27 protein-coding genes and 1 pseudogene are annotated in these 25,534 nt (G+C 68.4%); 13 read left to right on the forward strand and 15 right to left on the reverse strand.

Annotated elements, in window-relative coordinates; genetic code table 11:
• Positions 1 to 198, reverse strand: a complete 198-nt coding sequence (locus tag OEL49_RS10890) for a hypothetical protein (RefSeq protein ID WP_014235801.1) — start codon at positions 196 to 198, stop codon at positions 1 to 3.
• 160 nt (positions 199 to 358) lie between these two features.
• Here OEL49_RS10890 and OEL49_RS10895 point away from each other — a divergent pair, with 160 nt between their 5' ends.
• Positions 359 to 553 (forward strand): YjfB family protein, encoded by a 195-nt coding sequence (locus OEL49_RS10895; protein ID WP_014235800.1) that lies wholly within the window; start codon positions 359 to 361, stop codon positions 551 to 553.
• Between the two features lie 72 nt (positions 554 to 625).
• Here the strand turns inward: OEL49_RS10895 and OEL49_RS10900 are convergent, their stop codons facing one another.
• Together OEL49_RS10900 and OEL49_RS10905 are read right to left on the reverse strand one after the other, a co-directional pair.
• Positions 626 to 1,438, reverse strand: coding sequence for an alpha/beta hydrolase (locus tag OEL49_RS10900; protein WP_014235799.1), 813 nt, complete (start codon positions 1,436 to 1,438; stop codon positions 626 to 628).
• Positions 1,438 to 2,055, reverse strand: coding sequence for a glutathione S-transferase family protein (locus tag OEL49_RS10905; protein WP_014235798.1), 618 nt, complete (start codon positions 2,053 to 2,055; stop codon positions 1,438 to 1,440). Before OEL49_RS10905 ends, OEL49_RS10900 begins: the two co-directional genes overlap by 1 nt.
• A 95-nt stretch (positions 2,056 to 2,150) precedes the next feature.
• Here OEL49_RS10905 and OEL49_RS10910 point away from each other — a divergent pair, with 95 nt between their 5' ends.
• The gene (locus tag OEL49_RS10910) at positions 2,151 to 2,342 is read left to right on the forward strand and encodes a DUF2905 domain-containing protein (protein WP_014235797.1); all 192 of its coding nucleotides are present in this window, start codon (positions 2,151 to 2,153) and stop codon (positions 2,340 to 2,342) included.
• Here OEL49_RS10910 and OEL49_RS10915 read toward each other — a convergent pair.
• The 4 genes from OEL49_RS10915 to OEL49_RS10930 form a co-directional block, all read right to left on the reverse strand.
• Positions 2,326 to 3,546 (reverse strand): multifunctional CCA addition/repair protein, encoded by a 1,221-nt coding sequence (locus OEL49_RS10915; protein WP_014235796.1) that lies wholly within the window; start codon positions 3,544 to 3,546, stop codon positions 2,326 to 2,328. The genes OEL49_RS10910 and OEL49_RS10915 overlap by 17 nt on opposite strands.
• A gap of 8 nt (positions 3,547 to 3,554) precedes the next feature.
• Complete coding sequence (locus OEL49_RS10920) at positions 3,555 to 4,187, reverse strand: glutathione S-transferase family protein (RefSeq protein WP_287874700.1); 633 nt, start codon at positions 4,185 to 4,187, stop codon at positions 3,555 to 3,557.
• A gap of 33 nt (positions 4,188 to 4,220) precedes the next feature.
• Positions 4,221 to 5,180, reverse strand: a complete 960-nt coding sequence (locus OEL49_RS10925; protein WP_130459709.1) for a complex I NDUFA9 subunit family protein — start codon at positions 5,178 to 5,180, stop codon at positions 4,221 to 4,223.
• A 105-nt stretch (positions 5,181 to 5,285) separates the two neighbouring features.
• Positions 5,286 to 7,274 carry a lytic transglycosylase domain-containing protein gene (locus OEL49_RS10930; RefSeq protein WP_205229618.1) on the reverse strand — a complete coding sequence of 663 codons (1,989 nt, stop codon included), beginning with the start codon at positions 7,272 to 7,274 and terminating at the stop codon, positions 5,286 to 5,288.
• A gap of 161 nt (positions 7,275 to 7,435) precedes the next feature.
• On the opposite strand from OEL49_RS10930, the gene OEL49_RS10935 reads away from it, so the two are divergent.
• Positions 7,436 to 8,029, forward strand: a complete 594-nt coding sequence (locus tag OEL49_RS10935) for a 5-formyltetrahydrofolate cyclo-ligase (protein WP_014235792.1) — start codon at positions 7,436 to 7,438, stop codon at positions 8,027 to 8,029.
• A gap of 161 nt (positions 8,030 to 8,190) precedes the next feature.
• Here OEL49_RS10935 and OEL49_RS10940 read toward each other — a convergent pair whose 3' ends face one another.
• Positions 8,191 to 9,000: a helical backbone metal receptor gene (locus tag OEL49_RS10940; protein WP_287874667.1), complete on the reverse strand. Its 810-nt coding sequence runs from the start codon at positions 8,998 to 9,000 to the stop codon at positions 8,191 to 8,193.
• Positions 9,001 to 9,029: 29 nt separating this feature from the next.
• Here OEL49_RS10940 and OEL49_RS10945 point away from each other — a divergent pair, with 29 nt between their 5' ends.
• A complete protein-coding gene (locus OEL49_RS10945) occupies positions 9,030 to 9,761 on the forward strand; it encodes an SDR family NAD(P)-dependent oxidoreductase (RefSeq protein WP_287874668.1) in 732 nt (243 codons plus the stop codon).
• A gap of 3 nt (positions 9,762 to 9,764) precedes the next feature.
• Here OEL49_RS10945 and OEL49_RS10950 read toward each other — a convergent pair whose 3' ends face one another.
• On the reverse strand, positions 9,765 to 10,439 hold the full coding sequence (locus OEL49_RS10950; RefSeq protein WP_287874669.1) for an SCO family protein: 675 nt from the start codon (positions 10,437 to 10,439) through the stop codon (positions 9,765 to 9,767).
• Between the two features lie 2 nt (positions 10,440 to 10,441).
• Positions 10,442 to 10,798, reverse strand: coding sequence for a hypothetical protein (locus tag OEL49_RS10955; RefSeq protein WP_014235788.1), 357 nt, complete (start codon positions 10,796 to 10,798; stop codon positions 10,442 to 10,444).
• A gap of 129 nt (positions 10,799 to 10,927) precedes the next feature.
• Here OEL49_RS10955 and OEL49_RS10960 point away from each other — a divergent pair, with 129 nt between their 5' ends.
• Entirely contained in the window at positions 10,928 to 11,749 is an 822-nt protein-coding gene (locus OEL49_RS10960; protein WP_205229622.1) for a hypothetical protein, read from the forward strand.
• On the opposite strand, the gene OEL49_RS10965 is transcribed toward OEL49_RS10960, so the two are convergent.
• The 4 genes from OEL49_RS10965 to argS form a co-directional block, all read right to left on the reverse strand.
• Complete coding sequence (locus OEL49_RS10965) at positions 11,746 to 12,519, reverse strand: SDR family oxidoreductase (protein ID WP_205229623.1); 774 nt, start codon at positions 12,517 to 12,519, stop codon at positions 11,746 to 11,748. The two genes, OEL49_RS10960 and OEL49_RS10965, sit on opposite strands and share 4 nt — an antisense overlap.
• 78 nt (positions 12,520 to 12,597) lie before the next feature.
• Positions 12,598 to 13,254, reverse strand: a complete 657-nt coding sequence (locus OEL49_RS10970) for a thiol:disulfide interchange protein DsbA/DsbL (RefSeq protein ID WP_205229624.1) — start codon at positions 13,252 to 13,254, stop codon at positions 12,598 to 12,600.
• An 11-nt stretch (positions 13,255 to 13,265) separates the two neighbouring features.
• Positions 13,266 to 13,919 (reverse strand): SPOR domain-containing protein, encoded by a 654-nt coding sequence (locus OEL49_RS10975; RefSeq protein ID WP_232058790.1) that lies wholly within the window; start codon positions 13,917 to 13,919, stop codon positions 13,266 to 13,268.
• A gap of 46 nt (positions 13,920 to 13,965) precedes the next feature.
• Positions 13,966 to 15,708, reverse strand: coding sequence for an arginine--tRNA ligase (gene argS, locus OEL49_RS10980; protein ID WP_287874670.1), 1,743 nt, complete (start codon positions 15,706 to 15,708; stop codon positions 13,966 to 13,968).
• A gap of 118 nt (positions 15,709 to 15,826) precedes the next feature.
• On the opposite strand from argS, the gene ubiB reads away from it, so the two are divergent.
• The 5 genes and pseudogenes from ubiB to OEL49_RS11000 all read left to right on the forward strand — a co-directional run bounded on the left by ubiB (position 15,827) and on the right by OEL49_RS11000 (position 19,222).
• The gene (ubiB, locus tag OEL49_RS10985; RefSeq protein WP_014235782.1) at positions 15,827 to 17,377 is read left to right on the forward strand and encodes a ubiquinone biosynthesis regulatory protein kinase UbiB; all 1,551 of its coding nucleotides are present in this window, start codon (positions 15,827 to 15,829) and stop codon (positions 17,375 to 17,377) included.
• Between the two features lie 25 nt (positions 17,378 to 17,402).
• The gene (locus OEL49_RS10990) at positions 17,403 to 18,281 is read left to right on the forward strand and encodes an arginase (RefSeq protein ID WP_014235781.1); all 879 of its coding nucleotides are present in this window, start codon (positions 17,403 to 17,405) and stop codon (positions 18,279 to 18,281) included.
• Between the two features lie 376 nt (positions 18,282 to 18,657).
• Complete coding sequence (locus OEL49_RS10995) at positions 18,658 to 18,849, forward strand: aldehyde dehydrogenase family protein (RefSeq protein WP_274413064.1); 192 nt, start codon at positions 18,658 to 18,660, stop codon at positions 18,847 to 18,849.
• Positions 18,850 to 18,956: 107 nt separating this feature from the next.
• Positions 18,957 to 19,001 (forward strand): annotated as a pseudogene (locus OEL49_RS17415) (hypothetical protein); the annotation flags it as partial.
• 5 nt (positions 19,002 to 19,006) lie between these two features.
• Positions 19,007 to 19,222 carry a hypothetical protein gene (locus tag OEL49_RS11000; protein WP_235832476.1) on the forward strand — a complete coding sequence of 72 codons (216 nt, stop codon included), beginning with the start codon at positions 19,007 to 19,009 and terminating at the stop codon, positions 19,220 to 19,222.
• Here OEL49_RS11000 and OEL49_RS11005 read toward each other — a convergent pair.
• Complete coding sequence (locus tag OEL49_RS11005; RefSeq protein ID WP_014235779.1) at positions 19,215 to 21,935, reverse strand: DUF2339 domain-containing protein; 2,721 nt, start codon at positions 21,933 to 21,935, stop codon at positions 19,215 to 19,217. The genes OEL49_RS11000 and OEL49_RS11005 overlap by 8 nt on opposite strands.
• Positions 21,936 to 22,121: 186 nt before the next feature.
• Here OEL49_RS11005 and OEL49_RS11010 point away from each other — a divergent pair, with 186 nt between their 5' ends.
• The 3 genes from OEL49_RS11010 to ppk2 all read left to right on the forward strand — a co-directional run bounded on the left by OEL49_RS11010 (position 22,122) and on the right by ppk2 (position 25,481).
• On the forward strand, positions 22,122 to 22,328 hold the full coding sequence (locus OEL49_RS11010; protein ID WP_014235778.1) for a hypothetical protein: 207 nt from the start codon (positions 22,122 to 22,124) through the stop codon (positions 22,326 to 22,328).
• A gap of 305 nt (positions 22,329 to 22,633) precedes the next feature.
• Positions 22,634 to 24,136 (forward strand): sodium:solute symporter family protein, encoded by a 1,503-nt coding sequence (locus OEL49_RS11015; protein ID WP_014235777.1) that lies wholly within the window; start codon positions 22,634 to 22,636, stop codon positions 24,134 to 24,136.
• 145 nt (positions 24,137 to 24,281) lie between these two features.
• A complete protein-coding gene (gene ppk2 / locus OEL49_RS11020) occupies positions 24,282 to 25,481 on the forward strand; it encodes a polyphosphate kinase 2 (protein WP_014235776.1) in 1,200 nt (399 codons plus the stop codon).
• The last annotated feature ends 53 nt before the right edge of the window (positions 25,482 to 25,534 follow it).

The raw sequence follows: 25,534 nt of genomic DNA on the forward strand, positions 1-25,534 counted from the left end.
CTATTCCTGGGCGGCGTAGAAGGCGTTGAGATAGAGGGCGGGGTCGATACCCGGTTGCCGCGTCGGCACCGCCACCAGTTGCAGCTGGGGCTCCAGCCGGGGCGGCTCGGTCCAGTTGGCGTTCAGCACGTCTTCGTCGTAATGGGCGGTGAGGTCGTCGCTGCAGCGGCCCGTGCTCATGTCCATGATGGTCAGCATGTTGCTCTCCTTCACCGTGAGGGGGCGCCCGTCGCCCTGTAAGAGGTGTAACGGAGCGCGGTGGGAAAAGGTTGAGCCGTTCCGGGATTTTTTTGCTCCGGTATCAAGAAAGACGGATTTTGGTCGTAAAATGAAACAGTAATTCCACGAGGAGAACGCCATGGACGTCAATGGCATCGCCAGTCTGGCCACCAGTTTTTCGGAAACCCAGACCAGCAACCAGATTCAAACCGCAGTCCTGAAGAAGGCCCTGGATGCCCAGGCTTCCAGTGCGGCCCAGTTGATCCAGGCCCTGCCCCAGTCCACCGTCAATCTGCCCGACCATTTGGGCAAGAACGTGAACACCACGGCCTGAGCTGCCCGGCCCTGCCGTCGCAGATACCGAAACGCCCCGGCTTGCCGGGGCGTTTGTTTTTGGTGCCGCGGTTCAGAAACCCTGGCCTTGGAGCCAGGCCAGGAGCGACCTGGCCACCTTTTCCCAATCCTGTTCCAGCATCAGCCCGTGGCCCATGCCGGGGAAGATTTCCGGGGTGATGCCGTAGGTGTCCCCGGTCATCTTCACCTGGGCCGCCGGCACCAGGGCATCCAGTTCGGCGCCGATGATCTGCAGGGGCGGCAGCCGCATGCGCAGCAGCTGGGGCAGGTTGAACAGGGACATGTCCCAGATGGCCCGCTGGGACTCCTTCTGCATGTGGCCGTAGTAGCGCAGCAGCCGTTCCGGCTCCACGTCCTGGGCGAACAGGGCCTGCTCCAGCACATGGCTGGCCACCTGGCCGCCCCCCAGCAGGTGGTTGAGGTCCCCCAGCAGGTCCGGGCGGGAGAAGACCATCTGCAGGGAAGCCCCCACCAGGCCCTGGGGCGGCACCGAGCACATCAGCACGGCGCCCGGCACCTGGGCCTGCTCCAGGTACTTCTGCACCACGAAGCCGCCCATGGAGTGGCCGATCAGCACCGGCGCCTGTTCCAGTTCCGCCACCGCCCGGCGCACGTCCTCGACGTAATCCTGGATGCTCCACCAGTCGATGCTGTTGTGACCCCAGCTGCCGCCGTGGCCGCGCAGGGAAACGGCATGGGCGTCGTAGCCGGCGGCGGAGAAGAAGGGCAGGAAGTGCTCGTCCCAGCACCAGGCGCCGGCGAAGGCGCCATGGACGAAGAGCAGGGGCGTGGGCCGGGCCTTGGCCTTGCCTTGGGCCGGGCGGGAAATGACTTCGAGGACCTGGTCCTGGGCGCGGGTGTCCATCAGGCGGGCACCTCCATGCCGCGCCGCACGGCGGGCCGCTCACCCACCAGGGCCGCCCAGCGGGCCACCTGGGGATAGTCTGCCAGGTCGATGCCCTGCCATTCGTGGCGGCTGACCCAGGGGTAGATGGCCATGTCGGCGATGGAATAATCGCCGGCGACGTAGGTCTGGCGTTGCAGCTGACCCTCGAGAACGCCGTAGAGGCGGGCCGTTTCCGTGCGGAAGCGCTCGATGGCGTAGGGCACCGGAGCCGGGGCGAAGCGCAGGAAGTGGTGGGTCTGGCCGAAGATGGGGCCGATGCCGCCCATCTGGAACATCAGCCATTGCAGCACGGCATAGCGCTCCGGCCCGGCAGCGGGCAGGAAGCGGCCGCACTTTTCCGCCAGGTAGATGAGGATGGCGCCGGATTCGAACAGGCTCAGGGGCTGGCCGCCGGGGCTGTCCGGGTCCACGATGGCGGGGATCTTGTTGTTGGGGTTGATGGCCAGGAAGTCCGGGGCAAACTGCTGCTCCCGGGTGATGTCCACCGGCTGCACGGCGTAGGGCAGGCCGCACTCTTCGAGCATGATGGAGACCTTGCGGCCGTTGGGGGTGCCCCAGGTGTAGAGGGTGATCATGGCTTTCCTTGGTTCTGTGTCGCGGGGCCGGCTTCCCGTGGTTAAATCGGGGCCGCCGGATGTGGGCGCCAACCTTTCCTGTCTAGGTCTGCACAATGTTGAAATGGCTTCTGACCCTGAGCCTGGGGGTGATACTCCTGGGCCTGTTCCTGCCCCGCCAGCCGGGGTGGCGGCGGGGCCTGCCCGGGGATGTCAATCTGCGCCTGCGCGGCCGGGACTATTTCTTTCCCTTCGGCTCCACCCTGGTCTTTTCCGCCCTGCTGGCCCTGCTCAGCCGTTTTCTCTGAGGGCTGCCGCGACGGCGCCGGCCCGGGCCTGGTGGATGGCGTCGGGGATGCGGGAACGGTCGCCGGCGGCCTTGGCCACGGCCCCCGCATCGACGCTGCGGGCCGCCGCCAGGGCGGTGCGCAGGCGCGCCGGGCTGGCGTAGGGGCGCTCCTCCCAGTCCTTGCGGCCGTTGTAGTCGCAGGCGCAGGCGGCGAGCAGTTGCTCGAAACGCTCGGGGCGGCGGAAGGCGTCGGTCTTTTCCAATAGGGTGACCAGGGTCGCCGGCCGCATTTCCAGGCATTTGTGGATGTCGCCGTGGTAGCGGGCGGTGAGCAGGGCCAGGTCCCGGCATTCCACCGGCACCTTGAGGCGGGCGCACAGCGCCGCGCCCAGCTCCACGCTGCGGTGCTCGTGGCCGATGTGCCGGGGCAGGATGTCGGCCGGCGTGGTGCCCTTGCCCAGGTCGTGCAGCAGGGCGGCGAAGCGCACCGGCAGCGGCTCGCCGCGGCTGGCGGCGACGTCGATGACGCGCATGACGTGGTCGAAGGTGTCGATTTCCGGATGGTAGTCGGCCCGCTGGGGCACCCCGTCGAGCTTCTCCAGTTCGGGCAGGAGGCGGGCCAGGGCGCCGCAGTCCTTGAGCACGGCGAACATGCGCGAGGGCCGGGCCTCCATCAGGCCCTTGGACAGTTCCTGCCACACCCGTTCCGGCACCAGGGCGTCCACCTCACCGTTGGCCACCATTTCCCGCATCAGGGCCAGGGTTTCCGGGGCCACGGAAAAATCGGTGAAGCGGGCGGAGAAGCGGGCCAGGCGCAGGATGCGCACCGGGTCTTCGACAAAGGCCGGGCCCACATGGCGCAGCACCCGGGCGGCAATGTCCCGGACCCCGCCGTAGGGGTCGGTGAGGCTGCCGTCCTCACCTTCGGCGATGGCATTGATGGTCAGGTCCCGCCGCGCCAGGTCCTGTTCCAGGGTCACGTCCGGCGCCGCGTGGAAGGCGAAGCCGGCGTAGCCCCGGCCGGTCTTCCTTTCGGTGCGGGCCAGGGCGTATTCCTCATGGGTCTGGGGATGCAGGAAGACGGGAAAATCCTTGCCCACGGGCTTGAAGCCCTGGGCCAGCATGGTCTGGGGATCGGCGCCCACCACCACGTAGTCCCGGTCCTGCACCGGCAGGCCGAGCAGGCGGTCGCGCACGGCGCCGCCGACGACGTAGATCTGCATGGGCGGGGTCAGGCGCCCACCTCGGCCCGGGCGCCGGCAGCCCATTCCTGCATGGCCGGCAGGGCCAGCAGGGTGTCCCGGTAGGCGGCAGCCAGGGGCGGCAGTTCGACGCCGTAGGTGTGGAAGCGGAAGGCCACCGGAGCGTACATGGCATCGGCCACGGAAAAGTCGCCGAAGAGGAAGGGGCCGGCCGCGGCGAAGCGCTCCCGGCTGGAAGTCCAGAGGGCGGCGATGCGGGCGATGTCGGCCAGGACCTCCGGCGTCTGGCCTTCACCGGGGCGGCTGGCAGCCACCTCCATGCTCATCTGTTGGCGCAGGGCGGCAAAGCCGGAGTGCATCTCGGCGCTGACGCTGCGCGCCTCGGCCCGGGCCTTGGGGTCGGCGGGCCACAGGTCCACATGGTTCAGGGAGGCTTTTTCGGCCAGGTATTCGCAGATGGCGAGGGAATCCCACACCGTCAGGTCGCCGTCGATCAATGCCGGCACCTTGCCGGAGGGCGAGTGGGCCAGGATCTGGGCCTTGGTGTCCGCCTGGCGCAGGCGCACGGGGATTTCCCGGAAGGGCAGCCCGGCCTGCTTCAGCAGCAGCCAGGGCCGCAGGGACCAGGAGGAGAAGTTCTTGTTGCCGATGACCAGTTGCAGCATGGAGTCTCCTCCCGGGCGGGGGGCAGGTGTTCAGCGGCCGGCCTGGCCCCGGAACGTGTTGAACTTGGCGTTGGGATCGGCGGCCAGGTAGGTGGGGGCCACGGATTCCAGGGAGGCGGGGCACCAGCGGGCCGGAGTCTTGGCGCCGGGGGTGGCCACATTGTCCACCTGCATGGAACGCAGGTTGTCCGGGGACATCAGGGGCTTGGGCGCCAGCCACAGCAGGCCGGCCTGCAGGTAGGCCCAGCCTTCGGAGAGCTTGAACAGGGGCCGTTCCTTGCCGATCACCTTGCCGGTGTACTGGATCAGTTCGCGCAGGCTGTACACGCCGGGGCCGCACAGTTCATAGGTCTGGCCGAAGGTGTCGCTGTCTTCCAGGCTGTCCACGAAGGCCTGGCCCACGTCGTCGATGCACACCGGCTGGAAGCGGGCGTCGGGGAAGCCGATGGGGAACACCGGGGCCAGCTTGAGCAGCTTGGCGAAGGTGTTGAGGAAGGAATCGCCGGCGCCGAAGATGACGGAGGGACGGAACACGGTCACGTCCAGCGGGCCCTGGGCGGCCAGCACGATGGCTTCGCCGTCGCCCTTGGAGCGCAGGTATTCGGAGGGGCCCTTGGCGTCGGCCTTGAGGGCGCTCATGTGCACCAGGCGCTTGACGCCGGCCTGCTGCATGGCGGCGACGACTTTCCGCGGCAGTTCCACATGGGCCTGGGCGAACTTGCGGCCGTAGGGCATTTCGCTGTCGCCGTGGAGGATGCCCACCAGATTGATCACCGCGTCCTGGCCGCGCATCAGGGCGAGCAGGTCTTCTTCCTTGTTGATGTTGGCTTCCACCACATCGACCCCGGGCAGGGGCAGCAGGTGCTTGGCCCGTTCCCGACGGCGGGAGGGCACGGTGATGCGGATGCCTTCGCGGGCAGACAGCAGGTTGGCAATGTGGCTGCCGACAAAGCCGCTACCGCCCAGCAACAGAATGTTTTTGATCGCCATGATTATCTCTGGAGTGTCGCTTTATAGTCTTTGCGCCGCGTCGTTGCCGACGCGATGCTCCCCTCACCTCCCGGCAACGCTGGCGCCGCCGGGAAACCCCGGATTTTACGGCAAATCTTCCGGTTTTGGCTGGTTCTCGCCACCGCTGCCCTTGGGCAGCACCACCCCCAGCCGGCTTTTCAGGGACTGGGGCCGGCCGTTGTTGAAGAGGGAGGCGTAGTAGACCGAGTTGCTCATCACCTTTTTCACGTAATCCCGGGTCTCGCTGAAGGGGATGGTCTCGGCGTAGATGGCCCCCTCGATGGGCTTGGCGGCCCGCCATTTCTGGGCCCGGCCGGGACCCGCGTTGTAGGCGGCGGAGGCCAGCACCGGGTGGTTGTCCAGGCTTTCCATGACCATGCGCATGTAGGAGGTGCCGAGCAGCACGTTGGTGTCCGTATTGGTCACCTGGCCGTGGTCGTAGTCCTTGAGGCCGATCTTCTTCGCCACCCAGCGGGCCGTGGCCGGCATCAGCTGCATCAGACCCGAGGCGCCGACGGAGGAGCGGGCGTTGGTGACGAAGCGGCTTTCCTGACGCATCAGGCCGTATACCCAGGCATCGTCCAGCTGCTGCTGGCGCGCCACGGGGCGCACCTGCTCGTCGAAGGGGGAGAGGTAGCGCAGGCTGTAGTCGTGTTCGTTCTTGGTGCGGTCGGCGGCGGCGATGGCCCGGTCGTAGATGTTGTTGCGGCGGGCGATTTCGGCGGCGGCCAGCAGTTCCCGGTCGTCCATGCCGCGCAGGGCCCAGCTCCATTCCTTGGTGCCTTCGAAGCGCAGGTTGGCGCGGAACAGGGCCAGGGCCCGGCGCAGGGCCAGGTTGTCGCCGACCCGGGCCAGTTCCTCCCGGCTCAGGGGGCGGGCCTGGGGCGGCAGCTTGATGGGGCGGCCCAGCTCGTCGTCCGCCAGGTTGCCGTAGAAATTGGGCTGGCCGGCGATGCGCTCGAACAGGGGCTGGGCGAGGTCGTTGCGGCCGGCGGCCTTGTAGGCCCGGCCCAGCCAGTAGGTCCAGCTGGGGTCGGCGGCCTGGGTCGGGCTCATGCCTTCGATGGCGTGGCGCACCAGGTGCCAGTCCTGGGCGCGCAGGGCGGCGCGCACCTTCCAGGCCTGGGCTTCGTCGGAGAGGGGCGCCAGGTCGCTGCCGCGGCGGTACCAGTCCAGGGCTTCCGGATAGTGGCGCTGGGCGCCCTGCCAGCCGATCTGGCCCCAGGCCCAGGCCCGGTCGGCCGGCGGCAACTGGCTTTCCAGGGCATCCAGGCGCTGGGCGGCCATGGCCGGGTCGTTGCGGGCCACCCGCTGCAGCGCCAGCAGGGCCAGTTCCCGCTGCAGGCGCTGGCTGGTGCCGGAGAGCTTGACCAGGAAAGGCAGGGGTTTGTCCGTCACCTGGTCCCACAGCTTGCGCTCCGGGGTCTGGGCCACGGGCAGGTACTGGGCCGTGTTCCAGGCGGCGCCGAGCTTGTTGATTTCGAACTGGCGGCGGATGCGGGCCCAGACGTCGTCGGAATTGACCTTCTGGGCCGCCACCACGGCGTCCAGCACCGGGTTGCAGGGCTCGGGCACTTCCAGCAGGGTGCGGAACAGGGGCAGGGCGTCGTCCAGGGCCTTCGGGTCCTTGCGTGCCAGGCGGCTCTGCAGGCTGAGGCAGGCCAGGTCCTGGTCGGCCTGGGAAATCTTCGGATACTCGGCCTCGAACTCGCTCCAGCGTTGCTGCTTGCCGAGCAGGCGCAGCCAGTCGCCGCGCAGCTTCTCGGCGATGTAGGTCTTGTCCTGGCGGGCGAGGAAATCGTTGAGGGCGGCGACGGTGTTGGCGTCGGCCTTTTCCAGCTGGGCGCGGATCTGGAAATACTCCACGTAGGGCGCCAGTTCGTGGTCCCGCAGCTCGGCGGCGAGGCGGTCGAGACGGTTCAGGTCGCCGGCGCGGAAGGCGTCCCGGGCGGCGACGAACTGTTCGTCGCCACCGGCGCGGGCCGGGGCGTTGAGGCCGAGACAAAGGCCGAGCAGGGCGGAGCACAGGGTGAGGCGAAGGGCGAAGCGGGGGCGGGCTGGGGAAGGCGACATCGTGGTGTGATAATCTGGTTCGGCGTCTGCAGGGCAGGCGCTTGAGGCAAGGGGCTGGCGGGAAAAAATGCCGTCACGGCAGAGCCACTGGCAGCCCTTTGAGCATAGCACAGGCCGGGGCCCTGCCCGGCCTCCGCAGCGAGCCAATTTCATCTTTCTCCATGACCGCCATTCCCTTCACCCCGCCGCCCGCCCCCGAGAACCGCAACGTCCTGCGCCAGCGCCTCATTGCCGCCCGCCGCGGGCTTTCCGCCGAGGCCGTGGCCCTGCTTTCCGAGGCCATCTGCGGCCACCTCATGGCCGGCTTTCCCGAACTGGAAGGCAAGGTGGTGGGTTTCTGCTGGCCGGTGCAGAACGAGCCGGACCTGCGTCCCCTGCTGCTGGAGTGGCAGTCCCGGGGCGGCCGCTCGGCCCTGCCGGTGGTGACGGTGCCCAATGCGCCCCTGGCCTTCCGCGAGTGGCGGGAGGCGACGCCCCTGGCGCCGGACCGCTACGGCATCCCGACGCCCACCGAGGGTCCCTGGCTGGTGCCCCAGGTGCTGCTGCTGCCGGTGAACGGGGTGGACCGGCTGGGCTACCGCCTGGGCTACGGCGGCGGCTTTTTCGACCGCACCCTGGCCAGCCTGGACCCCCGGCCCCTGGCCATCGGCGTCGGCTACGAACTGGCCAGGGTGGCCGACATCGGCCCGGAACCCCACGACGAGCCCCTGGATGCCCTGGTGACGGAAGCCGGCATCACCCGCTTCCGGCCCTGAGTCGTCGGCGTCGGCCACTGCCGGGAGAGGCAGGCGGGATGGGCGTCCTGAGATGGTGTGTCCGGTGAACGGCTTGCAATCAGCCTCTCCCGGCAGGGGGGCGGAAGAATGCCGTCTTTCCTGCCTGCCCGGGTAGGCGCAAAGGAGCGCTGCCTGCCGCCCTAGGCCAGGCTTTGGCGCAGGGCCGCCAGGTAGCGCAGGCCGGCGATGGCCCGGCTGCCGTACCAGGAGATCATTTCCCCATCCACCGTCAGCACCGGGGTGCCGCCCGCGGCCGGGTCGGCGGCCAGTTCCAGGGCGTCCTTGTCGCGGAAGGGATAGGGCTCGCTCGGCAGCAGGATGCGCCCGGCCTGGCGGGCCAGGGCCAGGTCCACTTCCGGATAGCGTTCGGCGGCGTCGGCGGGCAGGCTGTCCCAGCCGGCGGCGGCCAGCATGCGGGAGATGTAGGTGTCCCGGCTGATGCTCATCCAGGGCTTTTTCCAGATCAGGTAGAGCACCGTCTCCCGGGGCAGGTCGGCCACGGCGTCCGCCAGTTCGGCCCGGGCCGCGGCGTAGTCGGCGCAGAGCCGCTCCGCCTCCGCTTCCTTGCCGAAGAGATGGCCCAGCAGGCGGTACAGGGCCGGATTGTCGTCCGGGCCCAGGGGATGGGTGACGACGATGTGGGGCACGAAGGCCTCCAGGGCCGCCACTTCCTCGCGCCGGTTTTCATCCACATTGACGATGACGTGGGTGGGGGCCAGGGCGCGGATTTTCTCCACGGAGAAACCCTTGGTGCCGCCCACCTTGGGCACGGCCTGCAGGGCCTGCCGCGGATGCACGCAGAAGCCGGTGCGCCCCACCAGCTGCGGGCCCAGGCCCAGGTCCCACAGCAGTTCGGTGATGGAGGGCACCAGGGACACCAGGCGCAGTTCGCCCTGGGCGGCGGACCAGGCGGGGTGCGGCTTGCCGAGGGCGTCGGGCCATTGCATCATCGGGCATCCATGAACGTGAAGGAGCAGCGATGCTAGCGCAAAAAATTGCCGTGGTGACGGGTGCCGCCCGGGGCCTGGGCCTGGCCGTGGCCGGCCTGCTGGCCGAGCAGGGTTGCCGGGTGGTGCTGGTGGGGCGGCGGGAGGGTCCGCTGCAGGCGGCCTGTGCCGAACTGGCCGGGCGCGGCTTGGCGGTGGCGGCCCAGGTGGCCGACGTCACCCGGGGCGAGGACGTGGCCCGGCTGGCCGCCTTCCTGGAACGGGAATACGGCGGTGTGGACATCCTGGTGAATAACGCCGGGGTCTTCCTCGAACCCCACGATTTTGCCGATCCGGCCAGCGGCAGCCTGCTGCGGGTCGATCCGGCGCTGGTGGCGGCGACCCTGGAGGCCAACACCCTGGCGCCCCTGCGCCTGATGCAGGCCCTGGTGCCCCTGATGCGGCGGCGGGGCTGGGGGCGCATCGTCAATGTCTCCTCCGGCATGGGCCAGCTGTCCACCATGGGCGGCGCCTGGCCCGGCTACCGGGCCTCGAAGACGGCCCTCAACGCCCTCACCCGCATCCTGGCGGCGGAACTGGCCGCGGAAGGGGCAGCGATCAAGGTCAATGCGGTGTGTCCCGGCTGGTGCCGCACCGAGATGGGCGGCAGCGACGCCCAGCGCAGCGCCGAAGAGGGCGCCCGCAGCATCCTGTGGGCCGCCACCCTGCCCGACGACGGGCCCAGCGGCGGCTTCTTCCGGGACGGTCAGCCCCTGGACTGGTAAGGCTCAGCGCCGGGGCGGGGCGTCCGCCGGGGTCTGCTGTTCCCGGGGCGTCGGCTCCGGCGTGGCGTCCAGCTGGGCCTTGATGCGTGCCGTGATCTCGGCGGCGGGCATGGCGTAGGGGAACTTGGCGATAAAGCCGCTATCCGGCCCCAGCAGGTACATACCGGCGGAGTGGTCCATCCAGTACTGGTCCGAGCCCGGCTCCTGGACCTTCTCGTAGCGCGCCTTGAAGTTGTCGGCGACGCCCCGCACCAGGGCCGGCGAACCGGTGAGGCCGAGGATGCGCGGGTTGAAGAAGGCGACGTAGTTGCCCAGGACCTTGGGCGTGTCCCGCTGCGGGTCCACGCTGATGAAAATGGGCTGCACCCGCTTGCCCGCCTCTCCCAGCTGTTCCAGGATGGCCGCCATTTCGGCCAGGGTGGTGGGGCAGACGTCGGGGCAGGAGGTGTAGCCGAAGGTGATCAGCTGGAACTGGCCGCCGAAGTCCTGGTTGGTGACCACGTTGCCGTACTGGGTCTGCAGCAGGTAGCGGGGCTGCACGCCGACGGCGATGTCGTCGCCGCTGGCGGCCAGATGGCGGGCCGGGTTGAGGGGCTTGGCCGGGGCCTGGGCGGCGGCCGGCAGGGCAAGGGCGGCGCCCAGGGCCAGCAGGGTGAGCTTGAGACGGGCGTGTTTCATGGTCAGCGGGCCACGGCGTCGGCAGAGGCAGGCGGCAATTGCTCGGCCAGGGCTTCGGCCTTGCGGGCCAGTTCCGGGGCGGCGGGGCAGGTGCCCCCCTGGCGTGAGCGCTCCAGGAAAGCGTTCTGTGTGGCCCCTTCGAAAGCCTCGCCGTACTGGCGGGTCTTGGGCGCGCGCTGGATCACCAGCCCCTTGATCCGTGCCACCACCTCCTTCTGGCCGCAGGCCAGGGCGGTGCCGTTGAGGCGGCCCAGTTCGGTGAGGGCCTGCAGTACCGATTCGGGCGACAAATCCGCCGCCCGGGCGGGTTGGGCGGCCAACAGCGAGAGGGGCAGCAGGAGCAGGGCAAGACGGCGCATAGGGTCCTCGGAAGCAGGGGGAATGGGCGGATGATAGCCCGGCCCGGGGCCGCCTGATTTGATATAGGCCGGATTTGTCGCCGCCCCGGACCCCGCGGCGGCGGCGGGGCCTGTGGGATAATCCGCCCCATGTCTGCTCCCAACCTGCCCGCCGGCGCCCCCGAACTGGTCGCCGCCATCGAGGCGGCCCTGGCCGCCCGTCCCGAGGAACGCATCCTGCGCCTCAGCCATGAGGGCCAGTCCCTGGTGGTGAAGCGCGCCTCCGACCAGACCCGGGCCCCCTGGGTCACCTGGATCGCCGCCCGCATCGCCGGCAGCCTTTCGCCCCAGCCCCTACCGCGGCAGTCCCTGGCCCTGTCGGACCAGGGCGGCCTGATCCGCATCGAAGCCCGCCGCCTGCGTAGCCTCCACGCCGCCGGAGTGAAAGTGCCCCGGGTGCTGGCGGAAGGGGCCGGCTGGCTGGCCCTGGAGGCGGTGGGCGATACCCTGGAACACGCCCGCACGGACCGTCCGCGGCAGGAATGGGATGCCCTGCTGCTGCGGGCCATGGACGACCTGGCGGCCTTCCACCGGGCCGGCCACTGGCACGGCGGCAGCCAGGTGAAGAACCTGATGCTGTGGCAGGGCGAGATTTTCCGCATCGATTTCGAGGAAGACATCGGCGAGCACCTGCCCCTGGCCGTGGCCCAGACCCTGGACCTGGTGCTGCTGGTCAATTCCTGCCTGCTTCTCGACGACCGGGGTGAGGCCGCCTGGCAGGCCATGGGCGAGGCCCTGCTGGAGCGCTACTTCGCCGCCCACCCGGCGGCCGACATCCGCCGCTGCCTGCAGCGGGCCATGCTGTGGCTGCGCGCCATCACCTTCCTGGCCCGGCCCTGGCGCCACAAACGGGGCCGCAGCCTGCGCCGGGTATTCCTGCTGCGCCGTTGCCTGGAGCGGGTGCTGGCCTAGTCCAGCAGGCCCCGGGGCTTGCGCGGGGCCTGGGTGAACAGGCGGTCGTAGAGCCAGTTGGGCAGGAGCCGCAGGACCTTCGCCACCACCCCCATCTGCCAGGGAATGACCGTGTAGCTGGTGCCCTTCGCCACCGCCCGGGCGAAGCGCCGCGCCGCTTCCGCTGCCGGCAGCAGGAAGGGCATGGGATAGGGGTTGATGGCGGTCATGGGGGTTTCGATATAGCCCGGGGCGATGGTCACCACCTTGATGCCCTTGGGCGCCATTTCCAGGCGCAGGGATTCCAGATAGGCGATGGCGGCGGCCTTGGAGGCCGAATAGGCTTCGGCCCCCGGCAGGCCCCGGATGCCGGCGACGGAGGCGATGCCCACCAGGCGCCTGTCGCCGCCGGCGGCGGCCATGGGGCCGATGAAGGGGGCGAAGGTGGCGGCCATGCCGTAGACGTTGGTGTCCATCACCTTGCGGAAGGCCGCCAGGTCTTCCGGGCATTCGCTGAGGGTGCCGACGGAGACGCCGGCGTTGGCGATGACGATGTCCGGGGCGCCGTGGCGGGCCGTGAAGTCGGCAGCGGCGGCGGCCAGGGCCGGGGCGTCGCTTACATCCAGGGCATAGGCGGCGTGGTGGCCGGGCAGGTCGGCCAGGAGGTCCGTCAGTGCTTGTTGCCGGCGGGCTGCCAGGCCAAGGGTGGCGCCCTGTTCGGCGTAGTGGCGGGCCAGGGCGGCGCCGATGCCGCTGGAGGCGCCGGTTATGAAGACCTTGAGGGATGCCATGGAATGTTCCGCAGGTGGATGTGAAATCGCCCGGAGGGCGGGGCCGTCCGGGCGATGGCGTGGGTCTGCCGGCGGGGCTTACTTCTTCTTGCCGGCCCGCTCGGCGCGGATTTTCTCGATCAGCAGGTCGGCGTTGCGCAGCACGTCCTTGAAGGCTTCGCCCTTGACCACGTAGCGGCCGTCCACCACCACCATGGGCACGCCGTCCACCTTGTAGGCCCGGGCGATCTGTTCGGCCCGGCTCATCTTGCTGTTCACGCCGAAGGAGGCAAAGGCCTCGGCGAACTTCTTGCCGTCGGCGCCCTGCTTGCCCACCCATTCCTCGGCGGTGCGGGGGTCGAACAGATTGACGCGCTGTTCGTGGATGGCCTTGAACACGGCTTCGTCCAGCTTGGCCAGGTCGCCGGTGGTTTCCAGGGCGTAGTACAGCTTGGCCACGTTGGTCCAGGCGGGGCGGCCGAAGGTGATGGGCACCTTCTTGAAGGCCACGTCCGGGCCCAGGCGGGAGGCCCAGGCGTGGATCAGGGGGTTGAAGTCGGCGCAGTGGGGGCAGCCGTAGGAGAAGAACTCGATCACTTCGATCTTGCTGCCGCTGTCGGTGGCGATGGGCGGGTTGATCGCCTGGAACTGGGGCTGCTGCTGGGCAACGGCCGGCTGCAGGGCGGCGGCCAGCAGGGCCAGGGGCGCCAGCCAGCGGCGCAGGCGGGAATACAGGGAAGCGGAGGTCTGGGTCATGGGGGTTTCCTTCAGTCCTTGTTCTTGACGATATTGGCTTCGACGCCGGCCTTGGCCAGTTCGGCGCGCACCTTGTTCACTTCATCGATCTTGGTGTACGGCCCCAGGCGCACCCGGTACCACACCTTGTCGCCCACCATCACTTGCTGCACGGTGGCTTCCACCCCCAACATGGCCAGACTGGCCTTCTGATTGTCCGCGTCGCCCGGCTTCTGGAAGGAGCCGGCCTGGAGGAACACGGGTTCCTTGGCGGCGGCGCCGTCCTTGGCGTCCTTGGCCTCCTTCCCGTCCTTGCCATCCTTGGCCGTCTTGGCGTCGGGCTTGGCTTCCGGGGCGGGAACGGCGTCGGCGTTGCCGGGCAGAATCTTGTAGAAGTCGAAACGGGGCTTTTCCGGCACCGGGTCGCCGGGCTTGCCGGGCAGGGCCGCCGGGGCGGGGGGCTGGGCCGGGGCGGCCTTGTCTGCCGCCTTCTCGCCCGGCTTGGGCAGGGCCTCCGGCGGCATGGGGGCGCCGTTCTGGGTCTTGTTCACAAAGGGCATCGGCGCCTTGTTGATGTACCAGGCGACGCCCAGGGCCGCCACCACCCCCAGGATGAGGCCGATAAAGATGCCGATCAGGGTGCCGCCGCCGGACTTTTTCCTGGCGGGGGCCTTGCGGGGTTTCATGTCACGACTCATGGTTCTCTGCTCAACGTATGGGGGCGGGGTTGGCTTACATGGAGGCCGGGCAGGAAACACCCAGCAGGGCCATGCCGTTACGGATCACCTGGCGCACGGCGGCGGCCAGGGCGACGCGGGAACGGGCCAGGGCGGCGTCGTCCACCAGCATGCGTTCGGCATTGTAATAACTGTGGAAGTCGGCGGCCAGGTCCTTCAGGTAGAAGGCCACCTGGTGCGGCGCCAGGTCTGCGGCGGCATTGGCGACGACTTCGGGGAAGGCGGCCAGGCGGGCAGCCACGGCCAGTTCCCGCGGGTGGGTCAGCAGGGAGAGGTCGGCACCGGCCAGTTCGGCCTCGTTGCCGCCGGCATCGCCCCACTGCTTGACCACGGAACAGACCCGGGCGTGGGCGTACTGGATGTAATAGACCGGGTTTTCGTTGGTCTGGCTCTTGGCCAGGTCCAGGTCGAAGTCCAGGTGCTGGTCGGACTTGCGCAGCACGTAGAAGAAGCGGCAGGCGTCGTTGCCCACTTCGCCGCGCAGCTGGCGCAGGGTGACGAACTCGCCGGAGCGGGTGGACATGGCGGCCTTCTCGCCGTTGCGGTAGAGCACGGCGAACTGCACCAGGGCCACGTGCAGCTTGGCTTCGTCCTGATCCAGGGCCTGGAGGGCGCCCTTCACCCGGGGGATGTAGCCGTGGTGGTCGGCGCCCCAGATGTTGATGACCTTGTCGAAGCCCCGGTCGAACTTGTTCAGGTGGTAGGCGATGTCGGAGGCGAAGTAGGTGAACAGGCCGTTCTCCCGCTGCACCACCCGGTCCTTCTCGTCGCCGAAGGCGGTGGAACGGAACCACTTGGCGCCGTTCTGCACGTATAGGTGGCCGGCGGCTTCCAGCTTCTCCACGCACTTGGCCACCAGGCCGGTATCGAAGAGGGACTTCTCGGAGAACCAGACGTCGAAGTGCACGCCGAACTCTTCCAGGTCGTCCTTGCCGTCCGCCAGCTGCTCGGACAGGGCGTGCTGGTGGATGTAGCTCCAGTCCGGGCCGAGCAGGTTCTTGGCGTTGGCGATGAGGGCGTCCAGGTGGCCCTCCTTGTCCGCTTCCACGTCGGGAGCGCCGGCCAGGATATCCGCCGCCGGGCGCAGGTACTTGTTGCCGTGGGCTTCCTTGATCTGGCGGGCCATGTCGCGCACGTAGTCGCCCTGGTAGCCGTTGGGCGGGAAGGGGACATTGATGTCGTACAGACCGAGGTAGCGCAGCCAGGTGGAGAGGCCGAGGATGTCCATCTGCCGGCCGGCGTCATTGACGTAGTACTCCCGGGTCACATCCCAGCCGACGAAGGCCAGCAGGCTGGAGAGGGAGGCGCCATAGGCGGCGCCGCGGCCATGGCCGACGTGGAGGGGGCCGGTGGGGTTGGCGGAGACGAATTCCACCTGCACCTTCTGCTTGCCGCCGGCATTGCTGCGGCCGTATTCCCCGGCCTTGGCCAGCACGGCCTGGACCACGGCGGTCTTGGCGGCGGCCTTGAGGGTGAAGTTGATGAAGCCGGCGCCGGCGATGTCCACCTTTTCCACCCAGGCGGAGGGCGGCAGCTCATTGACCAGCTGCTGGGCGATTTCCCGCGGGTTCTTTTTCAGTTCCCGGGCCAGCTGCATCGCCACGTTGGCGGCGAAGTCGCCGTGGGACTCCTGTTTCGGGCGCTCCAGGGCGATGGGAGTGGCGGCGTGATCGGGGGCCACGCTCTTCAGGGCGGTCTGCAGCAGGTCGGCCAGGTGGGCCTTGATATCTTGACTCATAGGGAAATCGGGCGGTGCCAAAAGCTTGAAAGGGCCGATTATACCTGCCCGGCGCCGCGGGCCGGTCTGGATTCTGGTATTCTCGGCGGCTCCCTCCCCCGCCTCTTCCCGACTGACCATGCGCCTGCTGCGCCTCGCCAAGATCGCCACCGTCGCCATCCGTTACGGCCTCGACCAGATGGTGCTGGAACACGAGCCCACCGGCCGTGCCCGGGGCCTCTCCCGGCTTTCCCGCGCCCTCTTCTTCTGGCGCGACCTGGACCGCCGCTCCGAGGCCGAGCGCCTGCGCCTGGCCCTGGAAGCCCTGGGCCCCATCTTCGTCAAGTTCGGCCAGGTGCTGTCCACCCGCCGCGACCTGCTGCCGCCGGATCTGGCGGAGGAACTGGCCAAGCTGCAGGACCAGGTGCCGCCCTTCCCCTCGGAGCAGGCTATCGCCCAGGTGGAAGCGGCCTACGGCAAGCCCCTGGCAGAAATCTTCGCCGAGTTCGACCCGACCCCGGTGGCCTCCGCCTCCGTCGCCCAGGTCCATTTCGCCCGCCTGCACGATGGTCGCGAAGTGGCGGTGAAGGTGCTGCGCCCCGGCATGAAGCCGGTCATCGGCCACGACCTGGCCCTCATGGACACCCTGGCCGGCCTTACCGAAAAGCTGTGGGCCGACGGCAAGCGCCTGAAGCCCCGGGAGGTGGTGGCCGAGTTCGCCAAGCACCTCTACGACGAGCTGGACCTGATGCGGGAAGCGGCCAACTGCTCCCAGCTGCGCCGCAATTTCGAGAATTCCCCCCTGCTGCTGGTACCCGAGGTGCATTGGGACTACTGCACCCCCTCGGTGATGGTCATGGAGCGCATGCACGGCATCCCCATCAGCCAGACCCAGCGCCTGCAGGCCCAGGGCACCGACTTGAAGGCCCTGTCCCGGGCCGGGGTGGAGATCTTCTTCACCCAGGTCTTCCGCGACGGCTTCTTCCACGCCGACATGCACCCGGGCAACATCTTCGTCCATGCCGACGGCCGCTACATCGCCCTGGATTTCGGCATCGTCGCCACGCTGAACGACAACGACAAAAACTACCTGGCCCAGAACTTCCTGGCCTTCTTCCGCCGCGACTACAAGCGGGTGGCCGAGGCCCACATCGAATCCGGCTGGGCCCCCGCCGACACCCGGGTGGACGAGCTGGAAGCGGCCATCCGCGCCGTCTGCGAGCCCATCTTCGACCGCCCCCTGAAGGACATCTCCTTCGGCAAGCTGCTCTTGCGCCTGTTCCAGACCAGCCGCCGCTTCAATGTGGAAATCCAGCCCCAGCTGGTGATGCTGCAGAAGACCCTGCTCAACATCGAGGGCCTGGGACGCCAGCTGGACCCGGACCTGGACCTGTGGAAGACCGCCAAGCCCTTCCTCGAGAAGTGGATGGAAAGCCAGATGGGCTGGCGCGGTTTCGTGCGCAACCTGAAGAACGAGGCGCCCTACTGGGCCCGCAGCCTGCCCCAGATTCCCCGCCTGGCCCAGCAGGCCCTGGCCGCCCAGGCCCGGGCGCCGGAAGCCGGCGTCGCCACCCAGGCGGCCCTGGCCGCCATCCAGGCCACCCAGGCCCGCCACGAGCGCTGGCTGCGCCTGGCCCTGCTGCTGGCCGCCGGCATCTTCGCCCTGGAAATCTTCCGCAGCCTGGGCTGAGTCCGGGCCCGCCGCCTGCGCCGCCATGCACCGCACTCTCCGCCTCATTGGTGCCGCCAGCGGCGTCGGCGCCCAGGACCCGGGCTGCCACGCCGGCCCCACCGCCCTGCACCGGGCCCACGCTTTCGACGACCTGCAGCGCCGCCCCGATCTCAGCTGGGGCGAAACCCTCTTTCCGCGCCAGGCCCTGGGCGGCCGCGTGGCCGAGGTGGCCGACCTCTGCCAGCGCCTGGCCGAGGCAGTGCGCCAGGCCCGGGAGCGGGGCGAGACCCCGGTGGTGCTGGGCGGCGACCATTCCTGCGCCATCGGCACCTGGAGCGGCGTCCGCGCCGCCAGCCCGGCGCCCGTCGGCCTGCTCTGGCTCGACGCCCATCTGGACAGCCATACCCCCGAAAGCACCCATTCCGGCGCCCTCCACGGCATGCCCCTGGCCTGCCTGCTGGGCCAGGGCGACCGGCGTCTGGTGACCGTGGGCGGCCCCGGGCCCAAGCTGCTGCCCGGGCATGTGGCCCTCATCGGGGTGCGCAGCTACGAGCCGGAGGAGCGGGAATTCCTCGACCGCCTCGGGGTGCGCGTGTTCACCATTGACGAGGTGCGGCAGCGGGGCCTGCCGGCGGTCTTCGGCGAAGCCCTGGCCCGGGTGCGACAGGCGCCCGGCGGCTACGGCGTCAGCCTGGACCTGGACGTCTTCGATCCCCGGGAAGCGCCGGGGGTGGGCAGCCCGGAACCGGCGGGCCTGTCCCAGACCGAACTGATGCCGGCCTTGGCCGGCCTGGCCGGGGACCCGGCCCTGCTGGCCCTGGAGGTGATGGAGTTCAACCCGGACCGGGATGCGGGCGGGCGTACGGCAGCCCTGCTGGCCCGGCTCATCGGTGCCGTCTTCCCCCGCCGGCATGGGGCCTGAGAGGCCCGCCGGACGGGCTTCCCGGCCCGGCTGCGGGGCACTGGGGGCGGCCTTTCCCGGCTCTTGATCGGCGGCGATCCAAAATGGTGCGCCAAGGCACTGATTTGCTTGCCCTAAATCCTGCCGGCGCGGGGCGGAAATGCGGCTATACTTGCGCGTTTTTCAATTTTTCCGCCTCGTCATCGTCCCGGGATTTCCGCCACCATGACCACGCTCCTGGCCTTCGTCATCCTCTATCTCCTGGTCTCCATCGGCATCGGCCTGTTCGCTGCCACCCGGGTCCATAGCGCCAAGGATTTCGCCGTCGCCGGCCGCAGCCTGCCCCTGCCGGTGGCCACCGCCTTGGCCTCAGCGAACTCAACCCGGTCGACGCTTCCTGCACTGGCGCCAAGTGCCGGCGTCCCGTCGGGGCTTGGTGATCCGGGACCTGGCCACCGCCCTGCGGGAAAGGAAGGCTGACCTGGCCACCCTGCTGGCCATCGAGGTGGGCAAAATCTGCAGTGAGGCGGAAGTGGAAATCCGGGAAATGATCGACATCGCCGACTACGTCGTCGGTCTCTTCCGTTAGTTCCACGGCCTCAGCCTGCCCTTGGAGCGGCCCCGCCATCACCTGTTGGAGCGCTGGCAACCTCGGGCCCGATAGTGGTGATCACTGCCTTCAACTTTCCCGCTCCGGTGTGGGCCTGGAATGCCTTCATCACTGCCGTCTGCGGCGATACGGTGGTGTGGAAGCCGTCGCCCAAGGCGCCCCTCACCGCCATCGTCATCCAGAAGGTGTGGTGGATGAGGTGTGCCGCAACCACGGCGCCCAGGGCGTATTCACCCTGCTGCTGCCGGACGAAGCGGAAATGAGCCAGGCCCTGGCCATCAACTACGGTAACCAGCTGTCCCCGGCTCAGGGCATCCGCTTCGAACTGCCGGGCAGATGGCCGGCTAGGTAATTCCAGGCAGGGTGTCCGACTCCAGAGGGCCGTCTGCCGCTGCCTTCGGCGGCAGGGGCGCGAAGTAGCCGGCAGCCAGTACCAGCAGGGCGACGCCGATGAGGGTGGCAGTCCAGGTAAGGGTGCCCCTGCCCATGGTGTCGAACAGCAGCAGCTTGGCTCCCACTAGGCCCAGCAGGAGCATGCCGCCGAACCAGCGGTGGCGCAGTTCCCGGCGGGAAGCGTGGATCATAGTGGCAATGGCGGTGGTGCTCCAGAACAGGGTGAGCAGGGCCTGGAAGAGGGTGGCATGCATCAGCGTCGGGAAATTGAAAGGAATCCCGCCCCAGTGATGGGCAATACGTGCAGCCAGGGCCGAGAGCCAGAGAAAGGCCAGCAGGGCCGTGAGAACCCGCAGCAGGGGGGCGACGGCGGCAGCGAGCTGGCGGCCTAGAAGCACGAGGGCGCCCAGGGCGGCGAGTTGCCCCGCGTCGAAAATATTGAGCAGGGGCAGGTAGGGCCAGCCGAGGCCATCAAGGCCACTCAGGCGCAGATTGCCCCAGGGCAGCAGCAGGAGCAGGCCGAACAGGGGCGGCAGCACGCCGTAGGGGATGTAGCCGGCCCCTGCCGCCGTGAATGGCCAGCGCTGTCGCTGCTGTCCCAGGACCGGCAGGGCCAGCCCGGCGGCGAGTACCAAGACCACGGCGACAAAGGACCACAGGGTCGGTGCCGGCATCAGGTGCCGGGCCTGCCAGGCCAATTCCCAGGCCAGGGCGAAGAGCAGCAGCCACCAGGCGCCCAGATGGCGGATGGCGGCCAGGCCTGTCTCGCCCTGGCGCTCGTGGCGGGCCAGGAGTACGTAATGGACAGCCAGGGCCAGGGGCAGCACCAAAGCCATGAAGCCGGCCAGGGGATGGCCGTGGCGGCCGATGCCTGCCAGCGTCGCCACCACCAACCCAACCAGTAGCAGCACGGCGGCGGGCCGCAGTTGGGGCCAGCGCCAGAGGCTGATCAGGCCTTCCTGGAGGAGCACCGTGGCGGTAATGAAGAGTAGGGCGTAGGGAGCATGCAGGCTGTCAGGGGCAAAACGGTAGATTTCGTCCAGGCCTGGGCCCAGCCACCACAGCATGGCCCAGGCCCAGGGCAAGAAAGGCAGTAGCGCCGCCGAGGAGGCCCGGGAGCGCAGCTGGCGGGCGGAAAAGAGGCCGGCCAGGACCAGGATGAAGGCACCGAGCATCGCGTCGTTCGCCACCGGCAGGCGGTGGCCGAGCGCTGCCCAGCCCAGCAGCAGGGACAGGCCGGCCGCCAGTTGCATGAGGAAGCCGCTGACCTGGGCCAACTTGCGTTCCTGCCGCACCCCGAACCACAGCACCGCCGCCCCTTCCGCCGCCCAGAAGGCGGAGGTCACCTGGGCGTCGAAGGCCAGGGGGATGGCGATGGTGAGGAAGACCACGGCGATGCCCAGATGACTGCGCTCCACCAGCAGGTTGGCCGGTTCCCGACGTCGGAAAAGCAGGGCCCACAGGCCAAAATACCAAAGAGCGGCGATGAGGGTGCTCCAGGCCAGGCCGTAGCGCTCGCCCTCCATCAGCCGGGCCTGCAGGAAAGTGCCGGCCAAGGGGGTGCCGAAAAGCAGGATGCCATCGCGCCAGGCAGCCAGGCCGGGCGCCCGCAGCAGGGCAGTGGCCACCGGCATGGCCGAATAGACGGAGAGGAAGAGGACGAGGAAAGCCTGGGTTAGCAGGTAGTGCCGGGGCTGGTAGCCGCCCATGGCCCAGGCCATGCCCACCGCCAGGGTGAAGAAGAAGCCGGCGATATTGAGCACCCGCCAGGCCCGGAACCAGTCCACTGCCAGGATGAAGACATTGAGCAGGGTGAAATAGGCGAACAGGGGCAGGGGGCTGTCGGCCTGACCGCCGGCCAGTATCGGGGCCAGGAAGGCGCCGGAAAGGCCAAGTACGGCCAGGACTGGGGCATCCTGGCGCGCCGCCAGGAAGACGCAGGCGATGCCCAGCAGGGCGAAGAGCGCGAAGGCCGGTCCTTGGCCGATCATGGTGTAGCGCTGCAGCATGAAATAGGCGACCAGATAGAGCAGGGCGAAGCCGCCACCCTGGAGGGCCTGGCCGAAGGTGCGATGTTTTTCCTCCCCGGCTCGGTTCCAGCCGAAGGCGATCATGGCGATGCCGCTGGCGGCTGCGATAAGGAGACGCAGGGGCACTGGCAACAGGCCGTAATCCACTGCCAGGCGCAGGCCCGAGGCGATGCCGAAGAAGAGCAGGACGATGCCGATCTTGGCCAGGGGATTGATGGCCCACAGCCGCCGGGCCCAGTCCGGTGGCTCCAGGGTAAAGGGCTGGCCCGTTACGGGGCGGGCTGCTGGAGGCGGGCTGTCGGCGAGGGGGGCTGGTTGGGGCGGCATTGCCACGGGCGGAGCTTGCACCGCTTGGGGGACGGGGGAGGTCGGGGCAGGTGTTTCCCAACTGCTCTCAGCTACGGCGGTAGAGGCGGTCGCGGTGCCCTTGAGCACCTCCACCTCCCGGCGCAAGGCTTGGACCTGGTTTTCCAGCAGCTGCAGGCGCTGCCGGAAGTCCGGGCCGACTGCCGGCTCCCGCTTGTTTCCCTGGCGTCCCAGCCAGTGGCCGATGAGGCCGCCCGCGAGGGCGCCGGCCAGGCTGCCGAAGCTGCCCAGGGGGCTGCCGATGATCAGGCCGATGACTACTCCCAGTAACCACATGATGCGTCCTTTCCTCGTTCCGGCCGCCGTTTGGAGGCCGCCAAGCTGTCCCGCGAGTATAGGGATATTCCGATGGTATTGTCTCGCTGCCGCTACAGGTGCCTGCCTGCTGGAGCGGATGGATCGGCCGGTCCATGGGGGCGACCTACAATGAAAGGACTTCCTGCAATCCGGGAGGCGGTACGAATGAGCCGAAAATCGTTGTGGAGCCTGGTCGCCACGATCCTTGTGGTGACGGCCTGCGGCGTAATTCCCCTGGCGCTCCCGCCAGCAGCTACCCAGCTAGAATTTTCCCTGGCCAGCGGTACGTACCGGTGTGAACTGGGGGTGTCGCTGCAGTTGGGGCGGCAAGTTCGCGAAGGAGTGAACTACCGCATCCTGCTCGCCGGCTAAACCAGTTTGTCCCTGGTCAGCGAGTGCCAGCCGGGATGAGGCTGGTGGCCTTGTCCCGTGGCTGTGCCTGATCCGCTCCGCTAGCGGCGTCAGCGCCAAGGTAGCGGGTGACCAAGAAGTCCTGGGTTATGGTTCGGCCCAGAGCAGGGCTATGGCTGTTCCCCCGTTCCGATACAGTTATCGCCGGAATGGTGCCAATCGCTTGATTTGGCTGCTTTTCGTCAGTCTTTTAAAGGGGAATCCGGCTATACTCTTGCCCGTTTTTTCCAATCCCCTTTTTCTGACTTCCTGCCCGGGTTTCTGACATGACCACGCTCCTGGCCTTCGTCATCCTCTATCTCCTGGTCTCCATCGGCATCGGCCTGTTCGCTGCCACCCGGGTCCATAGCGCCAAGGATTTCGCCGTCGCCGGCCGCAGCCTGCCCCTGCCGGTGGTCACCGCCACGGTCTTCGCCACCTGGTTCGGTGCCGAGGCCGTGCTCGGGGTCTCCGCCACCTTCGTCAAGGAAGGCCTGGGCGGCGTCGTCGCCGACCCCTTCGGCGCCTCCCTCTGCCTCATCCTGGCCGGCCTCTTCTTCGCCAGCAAGCTGTACCGGATGAACCTGCTGACCATCGGCGACTACTACCGGCTGCGCTACAACCGCACCGTCGAGGTGCTCACCACTCTTTGCGTCGTGGTCTCCTACCTGGGTTGGGTCTCGGCCCAGATCAAGGCCCTGGGTCTGGTCTTCTTCGTCGTCACCGGCGGCGCCGTGTCCCAGGAGGCGGGCATGATCCTGGGTGCCCTCATCGTGCTGACCTACACCACCTTCGGCGGCATGTTCTCCGTGGCCATCCTGGACTTCGTGCAGATCACCGTGATCATGGGCGGCATGCTCTACATCGGCTACGTCATCTCCGGCCTCACCGGCGGCGTCGGCGCCGTGGTCGGCCACGCGGCGGCGGCGGGCAAGCTGGACTTTTTCCCCAAGGGTGGGCTCGAGGTGTGGGTGCCCTTCATCGGCGCCTGGATGACCATGATGCTGGGCTCCATTCCGCAGCAGGACGTGTTCCAGCGCATCACCTCGGCCAGGAACGAGAAGACCGCCATCCGCGGCTCGGTGCTGGGCGGCAGCCTCTACTTCGCCTTCGCCTTCGTGCCCATGTTCCTGGCCTACGCCGCCACCCTGATCGACCCGGCCATGTTCGGCGACCTGCTGGAACAGGATTCCCAGCTGGTGCTGCCCACCCTGATCCTGCAGCACACGCCGGTGTTCGCCCAGGTGGTGTTCTTCGGCGCCCTGCTCTCGGCCATCATGAGCTGCTCCTCGGCGACCCTGCTGGCGCCCTCCGTGGCCTTCTCCGAGAACATCCTGCGCGGCGGCTTCCCGCGCATGCCGGACCGCACCTTCCTCCTGGCCATGCGCACGGTGATCGTCTGCTTCGCCGGCACTGTGCTGCTGTTCGCCCTCAATTCCAACGAGAGCATCTTCCACATGGTGGAGAACGCCTACAAGATCACCCTGGTCACCGCCTTCATTCCCCTTTTCGCCGGCCTCTACTGGAAGAGGGCCAACACCCAGGGCGCCCTGTTCGCCATCTTCTCCGGCTTCTTCACCTGGATCCTCATGGAAGTGCTGGGGTCGGAAGACGCCACCTGGCCGCCCCAGGTGCTGGGCTTCCTTGTCGCCGGCGTGGCCATGGTGGCCGGTTCCCTGCTGCCCCGCGTGGTGGGCCAGCCGACTCCGGTGCCCTTCGGCCACGAGCATCATGCTGCCGGCCTGACCCATCACCTGGGCGACCACCCCCACCATCACGACGGCCGCTGACGGCCGACTGCGGCATGGCACGGTTGCCATGCCTAATGGGTCACACCGGCCGGGCTGAAATAGGCGCACAATGTTCCTTCGCCCGCCGGGCCAAGGAGGTTGGCCCGGCGCCCCGATTCCAGCCCATGACCCGGAGAATAAATACATGGTGACAAAGGTCAGCAAGCCCGCAACCCGCAAGTCCGCCGCCCTCGGCAACACCGCCCCCAAGGCCGCCACCAAGGTGGTGGCCAAGCCCCGCCCCAGCCGCGCCCGCCCGGTGAAGAGCGGCGACGTGGCCCCGGCCCACAGCCCTGCCGGCGTAGAGAGTTTCGAAGTCGGCCAGGCCGTGGCCGCCGCCCAGAATTCCAAGGTCGTCGCCATGCGCGACATCCTCAGTCGTACCCAGGGCACCGACCTCAAGTCCGTGGCCAAGACCCTGGAAGCCATTGTCGCCGGCGCTTCCCCCGACGACGTGAAGATGCTGCGGGACACCCTGTTCAAGGATGAGGTGCCGGCGGACAAGCTGCCGGTGAGCCCGGACGACCAGCTCTCCGACGAGTGGCGCACCGGCGGCTATCCCTACAAGAATCTGATGACCCGCAAGAACTACGAGAAGCAGAAGTACCGCCTGCAGGTGGAACTGCTGAAGCTCCAGGCCTGGGTCAAGGAAACCGGGCAGCGGGTGGTGATCCTCTTCGAAGGCCGGGATGCGGCCGGCAAGGGGGGCGCCATCAAGCGTTTCACCGAGCACCTGAATCCCCGGGGCGCCCGGGTGGTAGCCCTGGAAAAGCCCTCGGAAGTGGAACGGGGCCAGTGGTATTTCCAGCGCTACATCCAGCACCTGCCCACCGCCGGCGAGATCGTCATGTTCGACCGCTCCTGGTACAACCGGGCCGGGGTGGAACGGGTCATGGGCTTCTGCGACCAGGACGAGTACGCCGAGTTCATGCGCCAGTGTCCCGAGTTCGAGCGCAACCTGGCCCGCAGCGGCATCCACCTGATCAAGTTCTGGTTCTCCGTCAGCCGGGCCGAACAGCGCCGCCGTTTCAAGGAGCGGGAAACCCATCCCCTGAAGCAGTGGAAGCTCTCCCCCATCGACCTGGCCTCCCTGGACAAATGGGAGGACTACACCAAGGCCAAGGAGGCCATGTTCTTCTACACCGACACGGCCGATTCCCCGTGGACCGTGGTCAAGTCCGACTGCAAGAAGCGGGCGCGGCTCAACGCCATGCGCTACATCCTGCACAAGCTGCCCTACAAGAATAAGGACGTGGAGCGCATCGGCCCCCTGGACCCCCTGCTGGTGGGCCGGGCCAACGTGGTGTACGAACGGGGCGAACACGAAGGCACGGCGATTCTGTAAGCGCCGGCATCCGCCAAAGAAAAAGCCCGCTCGTTTGAGCGGGCTTTTTTACG

The organism is Azospira sp. (assembly GCF_030247495.1).
Classification (GTDB): domain Bacteria; phylum Pseudomonadota; class Gammaproteobacteria; order Burkholderiales; family Rhodocyclaceae; genus Azospira; species Azospira oryzae.